At 39.7% G+C, this 17,804-nt stretch carries 19 protein-coding genes and 2 other annotated features (1 of these 21 cut by a window edge); of the genes, 17 read left to right on the top strand and 2 right to left on the bottom strand.

Features of this window, described 5'->3' with window-relative positions:
- Positions 1 to 12: 12 nt before the first annotated feature.
- From mutM to thrS, 12 genes are all read left to right on the top strand, one after another.
- Entirely contained in the window at positions 13 to 837 is an 825-nt protein-coding gene (mutM, locus tag E2L03_RS04060) for a DNA-formamidopyrimidine glycosylase (RefSeq protein ID WP_038481853.1), read from the top strand.
- A gap of 58 nt (positions 838 to 895) precedes the next feature.
- Positions 896 to 1,519: a sporulation membrane protein YtaF gene (ytaF, locus tag E2L03_RS04055; protein WP_078440077.1), complete on the top strand. Its 624-nt coding sequence runs from the start codon at positions 896 to 898 to the stop codon at positions 1,517 to 1,519.
- 15 nt (positions 1,520 to 1,534) lie between these two features.
- Positions 1,535 to 2,128 (top strand): dephospho-CoA kinase, encoded by a 594-nt coding sequence (gene coaE, locus E2L03_RS04050; protein WP_134258596.1) that lies wholly within the window; start codon positions 1,535 to 1,537, stop codon positions 2,126 to 2,128.
- A gap of 219 nt (positions 2,129 to 2,347) precedes the next feature.
- On the top strand, positions 2,348 to 3,379 hold the full coding sequence (locus E2L03_RS04045) for a glyceraldehyde-3-phosphate dehydrogenase (RefSeq protein ID WP_038481846.1): 1,032 nt from the start codon (positions 2,348 to 2,350) through the stop codon (positions 3,377 to 3,379).
- Between the two features lie 206 nt (positions 3,380 to 3,585).
- A complete protein-coding gene (gene speD / locus E2L03_RS04040; protein ID WP_035393973.1) occupies positions 3,586 to 3,978 on the top strand; it encodes an adenosylmethionine decarboxylase in 393 nt (130 codons plus the stop codon).
- A gap of 145 nt (positions 3,979 to 4,123) precedes the next feature.
- A complete protein-coding gene (locus tag E2L03_RS04035; protein ID WP_051667754.1) occupies positions 4,124 to 4,525 on the top strand; it encodes a hypothetical protein in 402 nt (133 codons plus the stop codon).
- A 75-nt stretch (positions 4,526 to 4,600) separates the two neighbouring features.
- Positions 4,601 to 5,056 carry a transcriptional regulator NrdR gene (nrdR, locus tag E2L03_RS04030; RefSeq protein ID WP_038481841.1) on the top strand — a complete coding sequence of 152 codons (456 nt, stop codon included), beginning with the start codon at positions 4,601 to 4,603 and terminating at the stop codon, positions 5,054 to 5,056.
- Between the two features lie 54 nt (positions 5,057 to 5,110).
- Positions 5,111 to 6,526: a replication initiation and membrane attachment family protein gene (locus tag E2L03_RS04025; RefSeq protein ID WP_166740178.1), complete on the top strand. Its 1,416-nt coding sequence runs from the start codon at positions 5,111 to 5,113 to the stop codon at positions 6,524 to 6,526.
- Positions 6,527 to 7,453, top strand: a complete 927-nt coding sequence (gene dnaI, locus E2L03_RS04020) for a primosomal protein DnaI (RefSeq protein WP_095150510.1) — start codon at positions 6,527 to 6,529, stop codon at positions 7,451 to 7,453.
- A 283-nt stretch (positions 7,454 to 7,736) separates the two neighbouring features.
- Positions 7,737 to 8,849, top strand: a complete 1,113-nt coding sequence (mqnC, locus tag E2L03_RS04015; protein ID WP_038481833.1) for a cyclic dehypoxanthinyl futalosine synthase — start codon at positions 7,737 to 7,739, stop codon at positions 8,847 to 8,849.
- 154 nt (positions 8,850 to 9,003) lie between these two features.
- Positions 9,004 to 9,864, top strand: coding sequence for a sporulation protein YtxC (gene ytxC / locus E2L03_RS04010; protein ID WP_134258595.1), 861 nt, complete (start codon positions 9,004 to 9,006; stop codon positions 9,862 to 9,864).
- Positions 9,865 to 9,923: 59 nt separating this feature from the next.
- Positions 9,924 to 10,128 (top strand) — a binding site (T-box leader).
- A 59-nt stretch (positions 10,129 to 10,187) separates the two neighbouring features.
- On the top strand, positions 10,188 to 12,107 hold the full coding sequence (gene thrS, locus E2L03_RS04005; RefSeq protein WP_134258594.1) for a threonine--tRNA ligase: 1,920 nt from the start codon (positions 10,188 to 10,190) through the stop codon (positions 12,105 to 12,107).
- 83 nt (positions 12,108 to 12,190) lie between these two features.
- Here the strand turns inward: thrS and E2L03_RS04000 are convergent, their stop codons facing one another.
- Entirely contained in the window at positions 12,191 to 12,508 is a 318-nt protein-coding gene (locus E2L03_RS04000) for a cupin domain-containing protein (protein ID WP_055736240.1), read from the bottom strand.
- Entirely contained in the window at positions 12,505 to 13,041 is a 537-nt protein-coding gene (locus tag E2L03_RS03995) for a GrpB family protein (protein ID WP_134258593.1), read from the bottom strand. The genes E2L03_RS04000 and E2L03_RS03995 overlap by 4 nt, the downstream gene beginning before the upstream one ends.
- A gap of 119 nt (positions 13,042 to 13,160) precedes the next feature.
- On the opposite strand from E2L03_RS03995, the gene E2L03_RS03990 reads away from it, so the two are divergent.
- The 5 genes from E2L03_RS03990 (at position 13,161) to E2L03_RS03970 (ending at position 17,704) form a co-directional block, all read left to right on the top strand.
- Complete coding sequence (locus tag E2L03_RS03990; protein WP_241741914.1) at positions 13,161 to 13,544, top strand: OsmC family protein; 384 nt, start codon at positions 13,161 to 13,163, stop codon at positions 13,542 to 13,544.
- 191 nt (positions 13,545 to 13,735) lie between these two features.
- Complete coding sequence (locus E2L03_RS03985; protein ID WP_038481818.1) at positions 13,736 to 14,458, top strand: YIP1 family protein; 723 nt, start codon at positions 13,736 to 13,738, stop codon at positions 14,456 to 14,458.
- Position 14,459: 1 nt separating this feature from the next.
- Complete coding sequence (locus E2L03_RS03980; RefSeq protein WP_134258592.1) at positions 14,460 to 15,818, top strand: efflux RND transporter periplasmic adaptor subunit; 1,359 nt, start codon at positions 14,460 to 14,462, stop codon at positions 15,816 to 15,818.
- On the top strand, positions 15,815 to 16,486 hold the full coding sequence (locus E2L03_RS03975) for an ABC transporter ATP-binding protein (RefSeq protein ID WP_038481813.1): 672 nt from the start codon (positions 15,815 to 15,817) through the stop codon (positions 16,484 to 16,486). The genes E2L03_RS03980 and E2L03_RS03975 overlap by 4 nt, the downstream gene beginning before the upstream one ends.
- Positions 16,487 to 16,510: 24 nt before the next feature.
- Positions 16,511 to 17,704, top strand: coding sequence for an ABC transporter permease (locus tag E2L03_RS03970; RefSeq protein ID WP_038481810.1), 1,194 nt, complete (start codon positions 16,511 to 16,513; stop codon positions 17,702 to 17,704).
- 60 nt (positions 17,705 to 17,764) lie between these two features.
- Positions 17,765 to 17,804, top strand: a sequence feature (ribosomal protein L20 leader region) (it continues 84 nt past the right edge of the window).

Below are 17,804 nucleotides of genomic sequence, written 5' to 3'. Positions count from 1 at the left end.
GGAGAAGATGAAATGCCAGAGTTACCTGAAGTGGAAACGGTCAGAAGAACATTACTTGAACTCGTAAAAGGCAAAACGGTTCATCGTGTGACGATTCATTGGCCAAAAATGATTAAAGAACCAGACGATGCGCATGCGTTCATGCAAAAGATTGCTGGTCAAACCATTTTTGATATCAGACGTAGAGGAAAGTTTCTTTTATTTGAACTAACTGATTTTGTACTTGTCTCCCATTTAAGGATGGAAGGACGTTATGGGGTATATGCGCCTGAAGAGTCTCCAGATAAGCATACGCACGTCATTTTTCATTTAACAGATGGAACAGAACTGCGCTATGCAGACGTACGAAAGTTTGGAACGATGCACTTATTTACGAAAGGTACAGAAGAATTGGTCTTGCCACTTGTACAACTAGGGGTGGAGCCATTCTCTGAGCAATTTACGGTTGAACAATTAAAAGATGCCTACAAACAATCAAAGCGCACGATTAAAACGGCTCTGCTAGATCAAAAGACCGTTGTAGGTCTTGGAAATATCTATGTGGATGAAGCGTTATACCGGGCGCGTATTCAACCTGAGCGTTTAGCCTCATCTATTGGAGAAGAAGAAATGACGGTTTTGCATACAGCTATCGTCGAAACATTGCAGGAAGCAGTAGATGCTGGAGGAAGTTCAATTAAATCCTATGTAAACGGTCAAGGTGAAATGGGTATGTTTCAACAAAACTTGCAGGTCTATGGTAGAAAAGGCGAACCTTGTCATGAATGTGGAACGCTTATTACAAAGACGGTTGTAGGAGGACGAGGCACACATTATTGTCCTCAATGTCAGCATTAACACACAATCTGTCCTCTCCATATACTAGTTCAATGATGAATTAGTAAGGAGGGGTCTTTTGTTTTCCTTAATCATTTTAGCTATGGCTTTGAGTCTTGATAGCTTTGGTGTCGGACTAACATACGGAATGCGAAAAATTAAAATTCCGTGGCTTTCACTTGCCTTTATTGGTTTATGTTCTGGGCTCTCCATTTTGATTGCCATGAGCGTTGGAGCGACGATTGCGCAAGTCATTTCCGTCTCTGTAGCTGAAACCATCGGTGCTCTAATTTTAATTATTATTGGTGCATGGGCTCTAATTGAAACGTATCGCCCAAGAAAGGAGCCTGTTCAACGGCTTCAAAAACAAGATATTGACTTTACCATAAAAATGTTCGGGTACGTCATTCATATCTTGCGTGACCCAGCCAAAGCAGATATGGATTCATCTGGAACCGTAACAGGACGTGAAGCTCTCTTACTTGGCTTAGCGCTTTCACTTGATGCGTTTGGAGCAGGAATTGCCGCTGCCTTAATGGGCTTTTCCCCAATTGGTTTGGCCCTAATGGTTGCTTTTCTAAGCGCTCTATTTGTATCATTAGGGATGGTAGGGGGATATCGCCTCGCTCATGTGAAATGGGTTAAACGATTGTCTTTTCTCCCAGGCTTATTACTTATACTTATTGGGCTTTTGAAGCTGTAGTGGAGGGAAACCGTCTTGAAAATTGGTTTAACAGGTGGAATTGCAAGTGGAAAATCTTTAGCTTCAACCTATCTTTATGAAAAAGGCTACCCTATTATTGACGCAGATAAAATTGCGAGACAGGTTGTTGAACCTGGTACACCAGCGCTTGAAGCAATTCGGAACACATTCGGTAAAGCTGTAGTGCACGAAGATGGTCAGTTAAATCGAAAAGCGCTGGGATCGATTGTTTTCGCAAGTGAAGAAAAACGTCAGCAACTTAACAAAATTGTCCACCCGGCAGTAAGAAAACAAATGCTTAAGGAAGCTGACACTTTTGAAAGAAACGGGCACACGCTTATCATTTTTGATATTCCACTTTTAGTAGAAAGTCATTTATTTCATTTAGTTGATCAAGTTTGGGTTGTTTACGTGGATGAAGAAACGCAATTAACGCGTTTGATGCAGCGAGACCAATCAACGAAAGATGAGGCATTACAGAGAATACGTGCACAAATTCCTTTAGAGCAAAAAGTACAGTATGCAGATCAAGTCATTAAAAATTCCGGGACAAAGCAAGAAACGTACGATCAAATCGATGCTATTTTGACAACCGTGACGACCACGTAATTGTGGAAGAAAAAAGCTTTCATCATGAATAAAATGATGAAAGCTTTTTCGCGTTCATGTACATTGGTTTTATCCTTTTTAAAGTAAAAATGATCCTCAAAACGAAAAATTTCCTGTTGAAGAAAAATAATGGCGCTATTTTGTTCATTTATGTTATACTATTTCATAGAATGATACTAAAAAATATAACACATTTCAGACCGAGAGGATGAAATCCCGATGAAAACAAACATAGCGATTAATGGTTTTGGAAGAATTGGAAGAATGGTATTCCGTAAAGCATTTATAGAAGGTGATGTAACCATTAAAGCGATTAACGCCTCCTATCCGGCAGAGACGTTGGCGCATCTTATAAAATATGATACGGTTCACGGTCCGTTTATCGGTGAAGTATTTGCGAAAGATGGTAAACTATTTGTAAATGGACAGGAAGTAATTTTATTGTCCGAAAGAGACCCTAAACAGCTTCCTTGGAAAGAACTTAATGTAGATATCGTTATTGAAGCTACTGGTAAATTTAAAACAAGAGAAACAGCTGGTTACCATCTTGAAGCTGGGGCACAGAAAGTGATTATTACAGCACCTGCTAAAGGGGAAGATGTGACAATTGTAATGGGCGTAAACGAAAGCGATTACAAAGACGATCATCACATTCTATCAAATGCTTCATGCACAACAAATTGTCTAGCTCCTGTAGTCAAAGTTCTGGAAGAAACATATGGAATCGAGAGTGGAATGATGACAACGGTTCATTCTTATACGAATGACCAAAAAAACATTGATAATCCACATAAAGATTTGCGTCGTGCCCGTGCGTGTGGTCAATCAATTATTCCAACTTCAACAGGCGCAGCGAAAGCCATCTCGAAAGTACTACCTGAGTTAGAAGGGAAATTAACTGGTATGGCTTTACGTGTGCCAACACCAAATGTATCCCTTGTCGATCTTGTTGTGCAACTGAAAACGGATGTGACGGTTGATGAAGTGAATCAAACTTTTGTTCACGCTGCGAATCACGCCATGAAAGGGATCATAGGCTATACAAGCGAGCCTCTCGTCTCAATCGATTTTAATGGCGAAGAGCAATCTGCAGTGATTGATGGGCAATCAACAACTGTATTAAACCGTCGTCAAGTCAAACTATTAGCTTGGTACGACAATGAATGGGGTTATTCCTGTCGAGTTGTTGACCTGATGAACTTTGTTGCTGAACGAATGAAAAACAAGAAAGAAGCGTATTCAGCATCGTAAGAGTGAATTAAACCCATTCTTTAATTTTCAGTTGCAATAACGATTTAAAACAAGTATACTGAATCCCGTGAGTTCGTTTAACTACGGGATTCGTTTTTTCTTACAGCATGGGTTAGGACCTCTTTGGACTAACTTTCCCCCCTGTACGGATGCGATCCTACATGCAGATAGGTGCATGGCGAATAACGATTAAGGGGGATATCGATATGGATACAATGGGTCGTCATGTCATTTCCGAGCTTTGGGGTTGTGACACAGAGAAACTGAATAACATGGAGTTTATTGAAAAAGTATTTGTTAATGCAGCGTTAAAAGCAGGAGCCGAAGTAAGAGAGGTTGCTTTTCATAAATTTGCACCACAAGGTGTAAGTGGAGTTGTGATTATTTCTGAATCACATTTAACGATTCATAGCTTTCCAGAGCATGGATACGCAAGCATTGACGTTTATACGTGTGGTCCAATTATTGATCCTAACGTAGCTGCATCCTTTATTGCAGAAGAGTTAGGCGCGAAAACGAGTGAAGTAGTTGAAATTCCTCGAGGCATGGGACCGATAAAAATGGATAAGAAAATGGAAATGAGCGAAACAGCTCGTTAATGAATAAAAAGTATCGCATACAACATGATGCGGTACTTTTTTTGTGTGGCTGAAGTTTAAAGAAAGTACATGCATAAAACCCTTCTGTACCGCTTACAATCTTATGGTATGATAAGAAAAAAGGTGATAAAGGGAGTTGGATGCTTTGGGCGTTCGCGATACATTTAATCGAGTGTTTAGTACAAGAACTGAAACAGGGGAAGTGCATCCTAGTAAAGAACTGCAAACACGTTACTATAAAACGTCAAAAGACAAGGCTATGAAAGCAGTGGAAGATGTATTAAAAAAACGAGGATTTGCAATTAAGCGCAGTGAAGAAGAGCGTGGAGAGATTGTTGGACAGTCCACAAAAGGAAAAAAAGTACTCATCGTTGTATCGGTCATAACGGTAAAACCGTTCCGCACAGCAGTCGATTTTTCCTGTGCAACGGAAACGTCTTTGCCAAGTGATTTTGGAAGCAGCCGTAAATTGACTGTTTCTTTATATAAGGAACTAGACGATGCCCTTCCATACATAGGCTCAGCACTTGGGAGTGAATTATTATAATTGCTTGCCAGAACGTGTTTTTTTTACTATGATAGACTAAAATGAAGTGTATAGGTCACAAATGGAGATGATGAGATGCGCTGTCCCAAATGTCACCATAATGGTACACGGGTATTAGATTCTAGACCAAGCGATGAAAGTCGTTCAATTAAACGAAGACGCGAATGTGAACAGTGCATGCAGCGTTTCACAACCTTTGAAACGGTCGAAGAAACACCGTTACTGGTCATAAAGAAAGACGGAATGCGGGAAGAGTTCAGCAAAGAGAAGATGCTTAGAGGGCTCGTTCGTGCGTGCGAAAAACGTCCTGTCCCTATTGAAACCCTTGAAGACATTGTTCTGAACATCGAACGCCAATTGCGTGATGATGGGAAGAAAGAAGTTCAAAGTGAAGACGTAGGTGAACTCGTTATGGGGTATTTAGCAGAAGTCGATGACGTTGCCTATGTTCGATTTGCTTCTGTTTATAGGCAGTTTAAAGATATTAATGTTTTTATAAAAGAACTAACGGATTTAATGAACAAAGGATAAAAGGAGCTAAAGCGAAGCTGCGCTTGAGCTCTTTTTTACGCTAGGAGGAGAATGATGTCTACACACTGGAAAGAAGTGTTGCCAGTTGACTCATATAGAATTAGGCTAGCGGACTTTATTACCGAAATTGATACACACGTCCTCACATTGCTTTATCAACCGTTAATTGGAGCGGACGCTGTTGGGCTTTACAAAAGCCTTCTTGCTCAGCTACCAAAAGACGTTTTTGAGGGGGATGTTCATACTCACCAGCACTTACGTTTAATGGTTGGCTTAACAATGCCAGATTTGCTAGAAGCTCGAAAAAAGCTAGAAGCGATTGATTTAATGCGGACATATCAACATAAATCACAGGATAAGCGATCGTTTATCTATGAGATTCAGCCGCCAATGAAACCAGTTCAATTTTTTACTGATGATGTGCTTAGCGTTTTTTTGTTTAATAAATTAGGAAAAAAAGGCTACCTCGCTATTAAGGAACGATTTAGTTTAAAAGAAATTGATCAAGAAGCTTATGAAGAAGTTACGGTATCGTTTTCGGATGTCTTTGCATCGTTGCAACACTCAGAAATGCAGTCTGCTTTAATGGATCGCCAAGGTTCTACAATAGATGATCGCTCGAACGTTCTCGGAAAAGAAAAACAAGGACTATCGTTTCAGACCTTTGATAGTGAACTCATGATTCAATCATTATCAAGTTATGTGGTGCCTAAAGATGTGCTAACAGATGAGTTACTAGAATTAGTGAAAAAATTAGCCTTTGTTTATCAAGTTGAACCACTAACAATGGCAAATTTAATTGAGCGTGCCATCGTAAACGGTGAATTAGAGGATAAAAAACTGCGGAAAACAGTGCAAACGTGGTATAAGCTTGAAAGTAGTGCAGTGGCACCGGCCCTTGGATTAAAAACACAACCACAATCAAAACGGACGGTTCAAAAGGAGCCGAAGTCAGAGGAAGAGCGGGTTATTCAATTTTATGAAGAAACAGCTCCGTTAACGTTACTGGAATTAAGGCAAGAAGGGGCAGTTGTATCGCCTCCTGACATAAAAATTATTGAAGAGTTAATGGTGGATTATTTATTAAACCCTGGAGTCATTAATGTACTGATAGATTACAATTTATTTCAGAATGATATGAAGCTATCAAAACTATTTATGCAGAAAATGGCTGGTCATTGGAAGCGAAAAAAGATTGGAACGGTTCCAGAAGCTATTCAGCTCGTAAAAACGGATAAGCAAAAGAAAAAAGAAGGACAGGCAAACCGTTCTTCTGGTAAACGGAATAAGCGACAGGATGCGCTGCCGAAATGGCTAGTTCAAGAGAAAGATGAAGAGAAGAATCAACAGCAATCATCTCAACAACCAGCTGTGAAAACAAGCGAATCGAAAGGAAATACGGATACTCAAGAACTCGCTCAATTGATGGCGGAACGAAACCGTCGTCGTGCGCAGAAGGGAGATCATTAAATGGATTCCATTCAAAAATCGTTTGCTGCCATGGATAAAGGTGGACGACTTCAAAAACAAATTGCAGAACAAAAAAAACGAGTCGTCCTGTCGAAACCAGTTCAATCATTTTTACGGGAAGCAAATGAAGTGACCGAAGATATGATTGATCGTGGCCTAAGCAAGCTTTATGAGTTCAAAAAGGAACGAGAGCATTGTGAGACTTGTCCTGGACTAGAAAATTGTCCGAATATGATGCAAGGGTATCGTCCAAGTGTTTATGTGGAAAGAGGCAGTTTGGAGCTAACGTATTCTAAATGCCCACTTAAAGTAGACGATGAAGAAAAGAAGCTTCAGCAAGGCATGATTCAATCTTTTTATATTCCAAAAGATGTGTTAGAAGCTACTTTTGACCTTATTGAGCAAGATTCCGATCGAACAAAAGCGATAACGGAAGCGATTAAATTTGCTTCAACTGCACAGCCAGGAGAGAATGGCCACGGTTTGTATTTATATGGGAAGTTTGGTGTTGGAAAATCCTATTTATTAGGTGCAATTGCCAACGATTTAAAAGAAAGTCGTATTCAAAGTGCCTTAATTTATACACCCGATTTCTTTCGTGAGATGAAGGCAGCTATTGGAGACGGTACCTTTCAAGAGAAATTAGAGGCAGTTCGTCGAGTGCCGGTTTTAATGTTAGATGACATTGGAGCAGAAACAACAACAGCGTGGACGAGAGACGAAATTCTTGGTCCTATTATGCAGTACCGTATGTCAGAGCGATTGCCTACTGTTTTTACGTCAAACTATGATTATGATGAATTGGAGGTTCAGCTCGCTTATTCGGATAAAGGTGGAACTGAGGAATTAAAAGCAAAGCGGATCATGGAACGAATTAAGCACTTTACAACTCTTGTTGAAGTGAAAGGGAAAAATCGACGAAGTTAGAGGCTGGGACAAAAGTAGATAGACAGACCAAAATGACGAACATTCCTGAAAATAGGAACGTTCGTCGTTTGTTTTATATGAACATTAGCGGAAGGATTCACCTGTAGCGGTGCTACTCAGCATATTTTAGACTATTCGTCTTTTCAAATACTACTTTTCGTTATGTCCCAGCCTCTTCTTTTTATATAAAGTGTTAGAGCCGATTGAATTGGAAGTTTAAGAATAACTATGATACGATTAAGAAGACTACTAGACTATTTATTTGTGCTTGGGGGTACAAGAGATGAGCGTAGATGCGATTCTAGAAAGAGCCGTTAACGGCGAACGTATTTCCATGGAAGATGCTGTGGAACTTTATAAATGTGATGACTTAGATAAATTAGGACGAGCGGCAGACGCAATAATGAAGCAATGGCACCCTGAGCCAGTGACAACTTTTGTAATTGGTCGTAATGTCAATTATACAAACTTCTGTGATACGTATTGTTCGTTTTGCGCATTTTATCGTCCGCCAAATCATAAAGACGGCTATGTTCTTGATGATGAAGTGATTTTTCAAAAAATAAAAGAGACAGAAGATGTTGGTGGGACAGAAATTTTAATGCAAGGTGGAACAAACCCGAATTTAAAACTTGATTATTATACAGATCTCTTAAAAGGAATTAAAAAGAGGTTTCCTAACATTTGGATGCACTCGTTTTCACCAGCTGAAATTTGGAAGATAGCGGAAGTAATGGATATGACTGTTGAAGACGTATTGCGTGAACTTCATGAGGCTGGACTGGATTCAATGCCAGGTGGTGGCGCAGAGATTCTAACAGAAGAAACAAGAATGCGTGTTAGCCGCTTAAAAGTAACAGCTGATCAATGGTTAGAAGCCATGAAGGCATCTAAAAAAGTTGGGATGTTCGGATCAGCAACAATGGTTATTGGGTTCGGCGAATCATTCGAGGAGCGAGCGCTTCACTTACAACGCGTTCGGGATGCTCAAGATGAAACAGGTTGCTTTACTGCGTTTATTTCATGGCTGTTGCAGCCTGAAAATACAGGCTTGAGACGTTTAGAAAAATTAACCCCTGAAGACTATTTAAAAAATGTGGCGATCTCTCGTATTTTCCTTGATAACATTGCCAATTTCCAGTCTTCCTGGGTAACAATGGGCCCTGAAGTTGGGAAGAAATCATTGCATTTCGGCTGTAATGACTTTGGCAGTACGATGATGGAGGAAAATGTTGTATCAGCTGCGAACACAACACATAAGGTCAATTCTAACTTAACCCTAAAACTTATTCGCGAAGCTGGTAAGATTCCGGCTCAGCGAAATACAAAGTATGACATCCTTCACCGTTTTGAAGGCGATGAAACGGTTGATAAAGATTTCGTGATGCAAAATTAAATAAAGTAAATGCCCTAGAGTGCTTGGCGCTTAAGGGCATTTATTTTTTATAACAGCCTCTTCATTCGGAAGGCATGTTTCTTCTCTTTTATACATACGTTAAAAGTAAAGTGTGCAAAAGGAAGAGTATGCGGAATGTTAGGGGGACTTGAGTTTGCTTGCGATTTATTTTGAGGATCAAGACAATTGCACTAGACTAGCTAAAAAAATAGCGATAGCCATTAAACAATTTCATAAACTCGGCATAAACGCCACAATGGAACAAAGGGAAGGGAATGAACTACGATTCCTTCTTACCGATGAAACAGATCAATCAGATGACCCTTACTATAGTTTTTTAGCCGCGCTATTAACGGAAGATCTTATAAAAACGAAGGAACATCTACTGTTAAAACAATATGCGTATACAGATTTTCATTTAGTAGAAGAGGAACAAAGGCAAGTGGTTTCCATTGCGCAGGCAATATTCAACGAAGATCGAGAAGATGGTGTGAGTAAAAGATTGGCAAGCAGTCGATGCACAGCGCTCTATCAAGCTTTTTTTCACCAAATGAAGGCACAAAAAAACCTATTCTATGAACCTTTTTTAACGTTTAGAATGAAAGCGTACACGGAAATTGTGTTGGATTGTTTGGAATTAGCAGTAGACGAATATTGGTTAGAACAAGAACATCAAACAACCTTTGATGCCATTCGTCAGACCGTTGAACAGCAAAAAACAAAACGACGTCTAATTTATCTCGTGCACGATGAAACGTTCCGGTTTTATGATGATGCGTTTCGAGAACTAACAAAGGATGAATGTCACTTCTATATGTCTGAAAAAACAGCCGATCATACGGTTGTAGGGAAAATGGAGTACCTCATTCTTACCCTCATTGAAATGTCCCCAGAATACATCTACTTATTTACAAAACAGCCGGACCATCATACTATTTTACTGATTCAATCGATTTACCAAGAGCGCTTAAAAGTGTATCCTTTTGAACGCTATGCGACAACATCAGGTAAGTAAAAGAGGAAAATAGACTTGCATTCTGCACATGTGTCTATGTATAATGTGAAGATGGAAAGCAAAAAGTGATGAGAAGGACAAGATGTTTCAAATTATGACTTATTAGAGAATGGAGTCTAGGCTGAAAGCTCCTAAGTTTGATTGAATCATTACCACCTTTGAACTGTTTCGGTGAAAACAAGTAATCGAAGCCGGCCCGCAACCGTTATCTGTATGTAGAGTATTGTAATAGGGTGGAACCACGAAACCACACTCGTCCCTTTTTTAGAGGAACGAGTGTTTTTTTATTTTTAAAAAAAGCGAAGAAGAAAGGATGAATACAGATGGAGTTTGTATTTCCAGATGGAGCTAAAAAGGAATTTCCAAGTGGTACATCAACAGAAGCAATTGCAGCTTCTATTAGCCCAGGACTTAAGAAAAAAGCGTTAGCAGGAAAATTGAATGGGGAGTTCGTTGACTTGAAAACGCCATTACCACACGATGGTAACATTGAAATCGTTACGGCCCCTTCAGATGAAGCACTGGAAATTATGCGCCATAGTACAGCCCACTTACTAGCCCAAGCAGTAAAGCGTTTGTTCCCGAACGTGCAGCTCGGTGTTGGACCAGTTATTGAAGGCGGCTTCTACTATGACATCGATGCAGATGAGTCTATAACTGCCGAAGACTTACCAAAAATTGAAAAAGAAATGAAGAAGATTGTTGGTGAGAATTTAGAAATCATTCGCGAAGTAGTTAGTCGAGAAGAGGCGATTGCTCGCTTTAAAGAAATAAATGATCCGTATAAGCTTGAATTAATTGAAGCCATTCCAGAAGGTGAGAAGGTTACGATTTATAAGCAAGGTGAGTTTTTTGATTTATGCCGAGGCATTCATGTGCCTTCAACAAACAAAATAAAAGAGTTTAAACTGTTGTCAACAGCAGGTGCTTATTGGCGTGGGGATTCTAAAAATAAGATGCTACAGCGAATTTATGGAACGGCCTTCTTTACGAAAGAAGACTTAAAAGCTCACTTACAAATGCTTGAAGAAGCAAAAGAGCGTGATCATCGTAAATTAGGAAAAGAACTCGGTATTTTCGCGTTATCTCAAAAAGTAGGACAAGGATTGCCACTATGGCTTCCTAAAGGCGCGACAATTCGCCGTATTATTGAACGCTATATTGTTGATAAAGAAGAGCGTCTTGGTTACCAACATGTATATACACCAATATTAGGTTCATCTGAATTATACAAAACATCTGGACATTGGGAGCATTACAGCGATGATATGTTTCCACCAATGGAAATGGATAACGAAACCCTCGTGCTCCGTCCAATGAACTGTCCACATCATATGATGGTTTATAAACAAGATATGAGAAGTTACCGACAACTTCCATTACGCATCGCGGAGCTTGGAATGCAGCATCGCTATGAAATGTCAGGAGCAGTTTCAGGATTACAGCGTGTAAGAGGGATGACGCTAAATGATGCACATATTTTCTGTCGTCCTGATCAAATTAAAGATGAATTTATTCGTGTTGTTCGTCTTGTTCAAGAAGTGTATAAAGATTTTGGTTTAGAAAATTATTCCTTCCGTTTATCTTATCGTGATCCTGAAGATAAAGAGAAGTATTTTGATGATGATGAGATGTGGACTAAAGCCCAATCCATGTTAAAAGAAGCAATGGATGCTCTTGGTGCTACTTATTATGAAGCAATTGGTGAAGCAGCCTTTTATGGTCCGAAGCTAGATGTTCAGGTGAAAACGGCACTTGGTAAAGAAGAAACGTTATCAACCGTACAACTTGATTTTTTGCTCCCTGAGCGTTTTGATTTAACGTATGTAGGAGAAGATGGAAAGCAGCATCGACCTGTTGTCGTTCACCGTGGGGTTGTTTCCACAATGGAACGGTTTGTTGCCTTTTTATTAGAGGAATACAAAGGGGCTTTACCAACATGGTTGGCACCTGTTCAAGTTCAACTCATTCCAGTTTCAAATGAAGTACATTTAAACTACACAAAACAAGTACAAGATGCGTTGCAAGCCGTTGGTGTTCGCGTAGAAATTGATGACCGAGACGAAAAGCTCGGCTATAAGATTCGTGAGTCACAAATGCAAAAAATTCCTTATATGCTTGTTTTAGGTGATAAAGAAGTAGAAGCAGGTACTGTTAACATTCGTAAGTATGGTGAAAATCAATCAGAATCACAGTTGTTGCAACAGTTTGTCGATACGATTAAAGCAGAAGCACGTAAGTAAAACGAAAGGCTGGCATGGAGATCTCTCGATGCTAGCCTTTTTTATGATTTAGCAAATGAAAACGAATGGTCTCATCTTTACAACTAATGAAAAGAATTGGTTTCTATAACAATAAGTTGTGCGTCTTCTAGTGCAATCGTTTCATGAAGTTCACCTTGTTCCCATTGAACACAGTGATAAGGCTTGACTAATTCAATACTTGATTCATTCCGTACTTCTAACAAGCCACTTACACAGTATAGTCGTTGGGGTGTTGTCGCTCGATGCAAGCCGATTTTATTGCCTTTTTGCAGGGTCATTAGTTGAATATGTGCAGCGTCTCTTGTAAGTGCAAGGGGGAAGGAATGCACATTTGAATGGTAATGGGTAATGTGTTTTCCAGTAAGTTTAAAAATGTTCATTTGTGATCACCAGCTTTTTGTAAGATCTCCTGAACAAATGCTTTTTTTCCATCTGTATATGCTTTTGGATCTGTGGGGAATTGTTTTGCTAACGAGCGTTTAAGTTGTTCGTACAGACGTGCGCTTTCCTGATGGTTTGTCAAATAATCGCGAAATAAGAGAAGTGTGCTGCGTGTAGTTGAATCTCTTTCAACAATGTGTAGAACAACCGATTTGTTCGTATACGTTTGATCGGTGAACTTAGCTAAAACAAAGCGGTCGTCAAGCTGAACATTTTTTAAACGGTGATACTGTTCGTGTTGAAGTGTTTCAAATGGAAATTGATGAAAGAGGGATAGGTTGTCGATACCAATACAAATATCAAGGATAGGCTTTGCTTTTAAACCAGGAATGGCTGTAGAACCAATGTGTTCAATCGACGGAGTAAACGCATGAAGAATCGTCCTTAATCGATGCTTCTCCTTTTGAAAACCTTCTGTCCAAAGATCATTGTGTAGGGAAAGGGAAACGCGGTTTTGTTCCAGACCAAACATATCATCACTCCATATAAACAGTATAGGTACGATGATACGTCTATTTCTCAGCAATGAATAGACTGTTTTTTCTTTTAAAAGTAACGTATACTAGAAGGAGAGAATAGGAGTGATTTAGATTGCTTAACTATAAAATGAAAGATATCGGGTACACAATCGATTTACCATATGGAAAACTCGATATAAGTGGAGATGAATCCGCTGGATTTAGACCATTCCAACTACTTGTCTCGTCTATTGCCGTGTGTAGTGGAGGCGTGTTTAGAAACATTTTGGATAAGAAACGTATTTCATACAAATCGATTAATATAGAAGCTGACGTTGTTCGAAATGAAGCCAACGTAAATGAAGTGACGGCAGTATATCTAACCTTCGTCATTGAGGGTGCTCAAGCGAATGTTGAGAAATTGGAAAAAGCGTTGCAATTAGCTACGAAAAATTGCCCAATTGTCCAGTCGGTGAACAAAAGTATAAACATTACAGAAACGATAAAAATAATATAGATAAATCAAACGCCGTCTCCTTTAGGAGACGGCGTTTTTAACAATTCTATCTTCATTAGGTTTAATCAAACATTATTCCCTAAAAAGGGCTCATTTAAACAAAAAAATTCTAAAGTTTTTCTAAAGTCGCCCCTTTTTTTATGAAATGCTTGTATAATTAAGGAAATAAAAAGAAAAAAGGGGATCGTGTAATGGAGCAACGAAGTGAGCTACACCATACGGAGGAAGCTAATTATTATAAAAAACCAAATATTTTTTCATTTATCATAAGCCCTATAAAGCAATTCGATCGAATTCGCTATGAACCTAAAGCGCTAGGACCAATGTTTTTAATTTTAGCTATCGTGCTTATTGGCTTACTCATTCCTGTTTTAGCAGGACAAGGTGGTCTTGTTCCATCTCAAACTGGCGAGTTTTATGGTGAGGACATGTATATGGATGACTATTACTATGAGCCCGACCCACTTTCAAGTATGAATATAGATTCATTTGTGACGAACGCGATAGTATGGCTTTCTGTCTTAGGGGTTTTTGCTGCTGTGCCACCTCTTCTTTCGCTTCTTTTCTTTGCGTTTGCGAAGATGCACAATCGTGATACGACCTACGGGACTCTCTATTCGATGACGGTGTTCGCTACACTTGTCGTAGGTGTAGGCTTTTTGTACGTCATGATTATGAACACGATTGCAGGTACATATGGCTACATGTACACAGCACCAGCAGTGTTTGTTAATCAAGAGCACTTACTCTATCCCTTTTTAGCAAGTTTAGAAGTGTCGACGTTGCTCTTTATCCTATTAATTGTGATCGGTTTAATTCGAACTGCAGCATTTGAACGTTTTGTTGCCATTGCAATTGGTGTAGGGATGTTCGCCGTAGTGTTTATTTTTCAAGTAGTAGGAGGAATGATGTAACGTGAAAGCTTGGAAAAAAGGAATCATTGCTAGTTTAGTTGTGGCATCTGTTGCAACATTTACGGTTTATGGGATGACAAAAGGAAAAGACTTAGCGGTAAGTGGTTATGAGGAAACATTTGAATTAATTTCTCCTATGTATGAAGATTTAAGTACAGTTGTCATGGTGCCTGGGTCACTTGAGCTAGTGAATCGACAAATCGTACAACCTTCTGCTGAACAAGGTTCCTATCAAGTGCTTGTTGAGGTGGGAGATGAAGTAGAAGAAGGCACGCCAATCTTACAATATAGCACAACAGAAATTGATTTTGAAATCCAAGATCTTGAATTACAAATTGAACAAGGACAAACGACGGTCCGTAATTTAACTGCTTCAGAGGCAGAATTGACAAAAAGAAAAAATGGACCTGACGTTAAACCCACTTATCTTGAAGATGAAGAAACAGGAGATCGGACGGAAATAGAACCTCTTGTGACCATTGCGGAATTAGATGCTGAACTGGCAGAATTAGCAGATCAAAAGAAAGCAGAAAGCTATGCCATCTCACGTCTGCAAAATCAATTGGAAACCGCGAAAAAGCAAAAAGGAGAGCTGACGCTAACGAGTACAATTAATGGAAGAGTGCTGAGCGTCAACGATCAAGGTGGAAATACTGACGATTTAGGGAACTCGTTGCCTTTAATGGAAATCGCCGATACGACTCAATTTACAATTACAGGGAATGTTTCGGAACGACAATCGCTAGATGTGGAGCTTGGCCATGTGGCGTCTATTTATTCCGATACAATTGAAGAAGGATTTTGGTCTGGTGAAGTGATTGATGTATCTTATTTTCCAACAGAGGGTGACGATTGGTATGGAGATTCTTCTGGTTCGCAATACCCTGTTACCATTAAAATAACCGAGGGAGAAACGGAAAATTTACGTCCTGGTTATCAAGTGATGGCGGAAATTGTGACAAGTGAAGAGATGGGTCTGACGCTGGACATGGAGTTGGTTCAATATGATGAGATGGGTAGCTTTGTTTTTGTTTATGAAGATGGGGTTGCCGTTCGTCGTGAAATAGAAATTGATTACGCGAATGATTACTCAGTAAAAATTCTAGATGGTCTAACAGAGGAAGATTTTGTAATTGCAGACTATATGCAAATGGTTACAGAGGGAATGTCGATTACGGTAAGCGAATTTAATGAAGAAGGGTTTTATGAAGAAGGATTTATTGAAGGTGAATTTGAAGAAGGCGAATTTGAAGAAGGCGAATTCGATGAAGGTGAATTTGACGAAAATGAATTCGATGACGTGGAACAAGAAGATGAGACTGAAGAATTAGAGGAGCAAGAAGGAGATGATGAGTTGTGATTACGTTAAATCAAGTGACGAAATCATTTCGCTTAGGGCCTTCTTGGTCGCAAGTGCTCTCTCCAATAGACTTACAGATTGAGAAAGGGAGTTTTATGTCGATTATGGGCCCTTCGGGTTCTGGTAAATCAACGCTTATGAACATCTTGGGCTGTCTTGATAAGCCAACAACAGGTCAGTATGTACTCGATGGCGAAAAAATTGATCGGCAGACACCGCGACAGCTTGCGCAAATTCGAAATAAAAAGATTGGCTTTGTGTTTCAACAGTTCCACTTACTTCCACGACAATCTGCTTGGAGAAATGTTGAGCTACCATTAATCTATAGTGGAATGAAGAAAAAAGAACGTAAGGAAAGAGCATTTGCGGCCCTTGCCAAAGTTGGCTTAGCAGATCGTGTCCATTACAAGCCAACCTCCCTTTCAGGTGGACAAAAACAGCGTGTCGCTATTGCCCGGGCAATAGTCAATTCACCATCCTTAATTCTTGCTGACGAGCCTACAGGAGCACTTGATACAAAAACTAGTGAAGCCATTATTCGCTTACTACGAGAGCTCAATCAAGCAGGTACGACGGTTGTTATTATTACCCACGAAAACGAAGTAGCAGCTCAGACGGATCGAGTTGTATATGTACGTGACGGTAAAATTAACGATGCCGCATCGTAACGTGTTAGGGAGAGGACTGAAAACGTGAACATTATTGAGAATATAAAAATGGCCTTTAGTTCAATTGTTGCCCAAAAGATGCGCGCTATTTTAACGACATTAGGAATCATTATCGGTGTTGCTGCTGTTATTATCGTTGTTGCTATCGGACAAGGAGCTGAACAAAAGCTGAAAGAGCAAATGATTGGTGTGGAAAACATTCGCACCGTCTATTTTGAACCATCAGAGGAAGATCAAGCACAGAACCCAAATATATGGTTTGGACAGCAATATACCGAACAAGACCTAGAAGATATTCAAGCATTACCAGATGTGCAGTCAGTAGTTGCTACAGCCTCTGACTACCGGACGTTAAGTGTTGGAGAAATGGAAAGCGAAGCCGATATTATTGGCACGAATATGCATTACTTTGATCTTTACCAATATAATGCGATGGATGGTGAGTTGTTAACGCCTATTGATTTTTTAGCAGGTACGAGAAAAGTAGTCATAAGCACATCATTAGCAGAGATGTTGTTCCCATATGAATCTCCTGTAGGTCAAACGATGAAAATTGGCGCTTATCCAATGGAGATTATCGGGGTACTAGCTCCTTCAGAGAGTATCCTTAGTTATGAATATGAACAAGTGATTATGCCATATGAAACGTGGAAACAAATTTTCTTCAGAGAAGGATACTCAGGTTTGAGTATTTCTGCAGAGTCTGTTGAACAAGCGGAATGGGCCGTTGCCGATGTGATGTATACGTTAAATACGAACCACGATACAATTGATGCGTATCAAAGCCATGATGCCAGCCAATTTTTAGAAGCGGATGCAGGGATAACGCAAATTTTGACGGTCATCATTGGGGGTATTGCGGGTATTTCTTTACTCGTTGGAGGGATTGGCGTAATGAATATTATGCTTGTCTCCGTTACAGAACGAACTAGAGAAATTGGCATTCGTAAATCAATGGGTGCGACAACTGGACAAATTATGCTACAATTTCTCGTTGAATCGGTCGTCCTCACATTTTTAGGTGGACTAATTGGGATCTTAATTGGAAGCCTACTTGTTGTGTTAATCGGAAATGGGTTTGATTTAGACGTAGCACTTTCCATTCCTGTTATTACCATTGCCACAACGTTCTCTATTGTTGTTGGAGTCGTTTTTGGTTTACTACCGGCTAATAAAGCTGCTAAGTTGGATCCTGTTGATGCGTTGCGCTATGAATAAAGCAATCATACGTTGACAAGGGTAATAAATAATGGTATATTAGCACTTGTGTTAGTCAAATAAAGCAAGAAGAAGCACCCGCTTCTCACCTGTTGACAAC

The sequence above is a fragment of the Shouchella oshimensis genome (genome assembly GCF_004375095.1).
Classification (GTDB): Bacteria; Bacillota; Bacilli; order Bacillales; family Bacillaceae_D; genus Shouchella; species Shouchella oshimensis.
The sequence above is the reverse complement of the archived record's forward strand: the minus strand, read 5'-3'. Positions and strand labels throughout refer to the sequence as shown.